Genomic DNA, 4755 nt, shown 5'->3' with positions numbered 1-4755 from the left:
AATTTCGACCTAACTCAGTCAAGGTCAGTGTCTTACATTCAATCAGTGCCTTAGAGGCCAGCATCAAGCTGTTTAATCGTTTTAGGTGAAGTTCTGGGCAGTATTGGTGTAAAGAATGTTGTAGGATATTGGCTTCGCGCATCTTGTTGTCCAAGTGTAGTTTTTGGCGAAACCATTTGATCATGCAACAAGATGCGCTTCCACCCTAATTTGATGATTTATTTGTAAATCATCAGGGGATTCTTCAGTACTCTGTGTAATGGGATCCATAAAATGTGCATACTTAATTTCTTTTTGACTAATCGCTTCAAGCTGCGACTCCCAATGAGCTGTCATATCGGGGATTGTCATACGCTCTGGTAATGAACAAATTAACTGTGTTCCAACTTCAGTCGCTCTAATATCTTTACCTTTACGGGTCAGAAACTGGCGCTTAAATAAGAGCTCAATGATCCCTGCTCTAGTCGCTTCTGTGCCTAAGCCATCTGTATCGCGCAAAACTTTTTTAATAGAGGCATCTGTAACATAACGGGCAATTCCCGTCATTGCGGATAATAGGGTTGCATCAGTAAAATACTTAGGAGGCGTTGTCTGTTTTTCCTTCAAATCTGCTTGCTGACAATGAACTTCTTCACCTTTTGATACATTAGGCAGGCTTGTAGCCGAAAACTCACTTTCACCTTGTGTGTTTGGCTTTGAGGGAAACAAGCTTCTCCAGCCTTGAGATACAACATCCTTTTGCTTGGCAATAAACAATCCACCTGACACCTCAGTGTCAATTTGCTTATCGACATACTCAAATGGAGGATAAAACTGAATCAAATACTGCCGAGCGACTAGCTCATAAATATTGTTTTCTGCTGCAGAAAGACGGTTCATATCTGTTGATTTCAAAGTTGGTATAATAGCGTGGTGAGCACTCACCTTTGCATCATTCCATGCTTTACTCTTTAAACTGACATTAGCGTTATTGGCAGCATCACTTAAAGCTGAACACGAGTTACGGATAGCTCCAATAACTTGGGTTGCTTCATTTAAATGCTCTTTAGGTAGGTAGCGACAATCTGAACGAGGGTAAGTAATCAGCTTATGACGTTCATAAAGTTGCTGACACGTATCAAGCACGGTCTGCGCACTCATTCCATATCGCTTAGCTGCATCAATTTGTAACACTGACAAACTATAAGGTAGTGGTGGCGGTGTGGCCTTTTTGTCTTGAGTTACCTTGATGATTTTGCCTTTTTGACCTTGAACTCTAGAAATGACATTTAGTGCTAATGCTTTGGATAGAACTCGATTATCTTCATCCATATAAGGTTCACATGCCGCACTTGGGCGCCACTTAGCCTGATAAGATTCGCCTTTTTGTGTCACGAAAGTACACATTACCTCATAAAATGGCTTAGGAACAAAATTAGCAATCTCAAGGTCACGGTGAACAATTAAACCTAAAACTGGTGTCTGAACCCGTCCTATAGACAAAACCCCGTTATAGCCAGATTGACGACCTTGTAGGGTACATAGTCGAGTCATATTAATCCCATACAACCAATCTGCTCTGGCTCTGGCTAATGCCGATGTAGCTAAGGGAATAAAGTCAGTGTTTTTACGCAAATTATTCAATGCTTTTGTTACTGCGGCAGGGTTTAAATCACTTACCAAGCAACGCAATACTTGTGCTTTTCTAGCTTTGGATACGCCACAATGATTAATGACTTCATCGATCAAAATCTGTCCGACTCTATCTGGATCGCCCATATTGACTAATACATCAGCTTCTTTTATTAACTTCTTAACGACAGTAAATTGCTTTTTAGTATTAGCTTTAACGACTAATTTCCATTCTGTTGGGACGATTGGTAAATGCTCTATAACCCACTTTTTATAATCGGGATTGTATACCTCTGGCTCAGCTTGCTCCAATAAATGGCCTATACACCAAGTGACTACGTCACCATTACCAGCCTTAATATAGCCATCACTTTTTTGATGAGGCTTAGGTAATACATCAACGAGAGCACGGCCAAGGCTTGGTTTTTCTGCAATGAATAATCTCAAACTTTTTTACCTGTAATGGGACTAACTTTATATATAGCTAGCTGTTGTTCTAAAAGAGATATCTTCTCTAATGCTTCAAACAGCGTAAATTCAAGCTGTGCGTTGTGAGCAACAACCTGATCACTAAAAGCTTTTATTTGATCACGCTGCGCTTTGTATCGCTCTTTAAGCTGCTTTTCTTTATCGCGTTGATCACGTAATTTTTGTTCGGATTGCTTGTTTTGAACACGTTTACCATCAACAACTTTTCGCTTCGCGGTCTCAATTATACCATTTGCCTTCTCAACAAATGATGAGTAGTAATAGATCCCTCCCGAACTCAAGCCAGCCTCATCATTGATTCTTTTGAGGCTAATACGGCCATCGGACTTAGTTTTTAATGGTTTACCATCAATGAGCCTTTCAAGCGCTTGTTCCAGCCTGATCAAGGTCTCTTTGCCTCTATCTGATTGTTCAGTCATAGGTGATCTTATAGTAATGTTTGGTTGATATCGTGTCTAAAAACTTTAAAGGCAATGCTATGCTCTTTAAAACATTGCTCAATCGATTTTATTTCATAGTAAAGCTTCGACAAAATATTGGGCATTTTGACACCATAATCGACTAGTGACTCAAATTTCTTAATCAACAAGTTCCTCTTAGGAATAAGCTCTAGTGCTTTGTCTTTTGTAACAACGGCATACTTACACACTGGGGCATCACAAATACGATTGCACTGAGGATTGGTGCAATGTCCTACTGGTGTTTCAATAATCGACATCTGACCATCACGTACCTGCTTCGAAATCTCTTCACGACTCAGATAAATAGTAGTCCTATCGTCACCACGTAATTTTTCAATTCTTTTACCTTCAGCGCCAGATAACGACTCAGCTTCATTATAAATATAATAAAGTGTATCAGTCATAAACTCATGATTTTCTTGTGCTATGTCTAACAAGAGATCTTTATCTAGCATCATATCAAAATAGCCTGCAACGTTAGCTTGGTTTGAATACCAAGAAGTCATTGCAATATTAAGATGCTTAAATTGATATTTTAAATCTAAAAGTGATGCCAGTTTATTTCTTACAAGATAGACGGCAAACGTTCTACGAAAACAATGTGGGTTTACATTTAATGCATCTCCTACATTCAATTCACCCTTACGAGTTGGATTCAGCAAATTGAATTCAGCTACATCTTGAGTTGTAGCGCAATAACCAACTGATTTAACGAAGCTTTTAAGGGATTTATCAATAGCTTGCCTTCCTGCCATTGGATATTTAGCTGTTGGAGAATATGACAGAAAAAGTGAATTAGCCTCGTCAACCATTTTCTGTTGCTCATCAACATGGGAGTATAATTTAGCTCGTTCTTTCCAGTTATCCCTTGAGAACTCATATAGTTCCCATACAAGTTCGATGGCCTTCTTGACCGCAGGGATAGTAACCCAACTCGTTTGTCTTTCAACTCCCGCGACATTCACCTTAGAATGTAAGCCAATAACCATAGGAATAACCATACCGGCATAGACTTTTTCTTGATAAGAGCTAAGTGTTAGTGACTTAACTTCACCATCTCTGCAACCTGTAAATCCAGCAATAACTATGTAACAAGCTGCTCGTACTAGACATAACCATTCACCAGTCAAATCAAGCTTAAAATCCAATTGTTGCGTTATTCCAAGATGATTATCCTGAGCAAGTCCCCTTGCCTTTGCAACAGAATACCCATAATCAGCATTGATGCTAGTATTATAATCATTAATAAATGAACCATAAGTATTGCTTATAATTTTTCGATGGGGATGATACTTTTCAACAATATCTAAAGCAGTTTTAAAGTAACATGAAGCAATGTTTTCGGGTAATGCAATCGTTTGACGAGATATTTTCTGATTATTTGACAGCAAAATTGCTAGTGCTTCTGCATTGTGAATCACTCTCGTAATGACACCTTCACTTTTTAAAACACTAAGAATAATTAAATAATTTTTCCATGTTTTATATTTCAACTCCTTACTTTTAGCAACTTTAATAAACTCTCTAAATCCTTTATCCGAGTTAATAAAGGTGAAGTCTGAACCACCACATTCTATGATACACTTAGACAAGCGCGAAAAGGCTTGAATATATTTACTCCCTATGCTTGTCTTACTTTGGATTTTGTTACTATCAAACTCTTTGTAAACAAGTTTCTTACAAAGTGATTTAAACTCCCCACGAAGATTACCAAAGTTAATGTCAACATTTTCGGAAATAATAATCCATCTATCATCATGGTAATAGCTGTAAGGTTTACCGTCTGTTGCAAAAGAGATGATGATATCATTAATATTAATCATTCCATTTGAAACTGTATTACCTTCGCTTTCAAATATTAGCTTCTCATTCATTAGCAATATAATTCCAACAAGGTATCTAAATCGGCATTATCAGACCAAAGCGGATGTGGACTAGTTAAATACTCGGTGTTTTTCAAGGTAGTTGGCACTCTTTACTTAAATTTTAAGCTGCATTTCTTGTTTCAGTTTCAGACTCTTTTTCTGGGTTCAACACTACCTCACCGATAACGTCACAGTTCCTTATACCGTTTGGCCAGCGTTTAGGGTTTCTTGATCTTGCTTCTTCTAGTACCTCCTTACGCTTAGATAAAATCGCTTTATCTTGCATCGCATGTCGCTCACTCGGTGATACAAAATTGAGCTTACTGTGC

The 4755-nt window shown here is 38.2% G+C and carries 3 protein-coding genes and 2 pseudogenes; all 5 read right to left on the bottom strand.

Annotation, left to right across the window (positions count from 1 at the left end; genetic code table 11):
- Positions 1-142, bottom strand: a pseudogene (locus L5M18_RS22675) (IS4 family transposase); the annotation flags it as partial.
- 38 nt (positions 143-180) lie between these two features.
- Complete coding sequence (locus L5M18_RS22670; RefSeq protein ID WP_263198682.1) at positions 181-2058, bottom strand: DNA topoisomerase III; 1878 nt, start codon at positions 2056-2058, stop codon at positions 181-183.
- The gene (locus tag L5M18_RS22665; protein ID WP_263198681.1) at positions 2055-2519 is read right to left on the bottom strand and encodes a hypothetical protein; all 465 of its coding nucleotides are present in this window, start codon (positions 2517-2519) and stop codon (positions 2055-2057) included. Before L5M18_RS22665 ends, L5M18_RS22670 begins: the two co-directional genes overlap by 4 nt.
- Positions 2520-2527: 8 nt before the next feature.
- Positions 2528-4435 (bottom strand): site-specific integrase, encoded by a 1908-nt coding sequence (locus L5M18_RS22660; protein WP_263198680.1) that lies wholly within the window; start codon positions 4433-4435, stop codon positions 2528-2530.
- Positions 4436-4547: 112 nt separating this feature from the next.
- A pseudogene (locus L5M18_RS22655) lies at positions 4548-4755 on the bottom strand (IS3 family transposase); the annotation flags it as partial.

Origin of the sequence: Shewanella sp. SM20 (genome assembly GCF_025654545.1) — a bacterium.
GTDB lineage: Bacteria > Pseudomonadota > Gammaproteobacteria > Enterobacterales > Shewanellaceae > Shewanella > Shewanella oncorhynchi.
The sequence above is the reverse complement of the archived record's forward strand: the minus strand, read 5'-3'. Positions and strand labels throughout refer to the sequence as shown.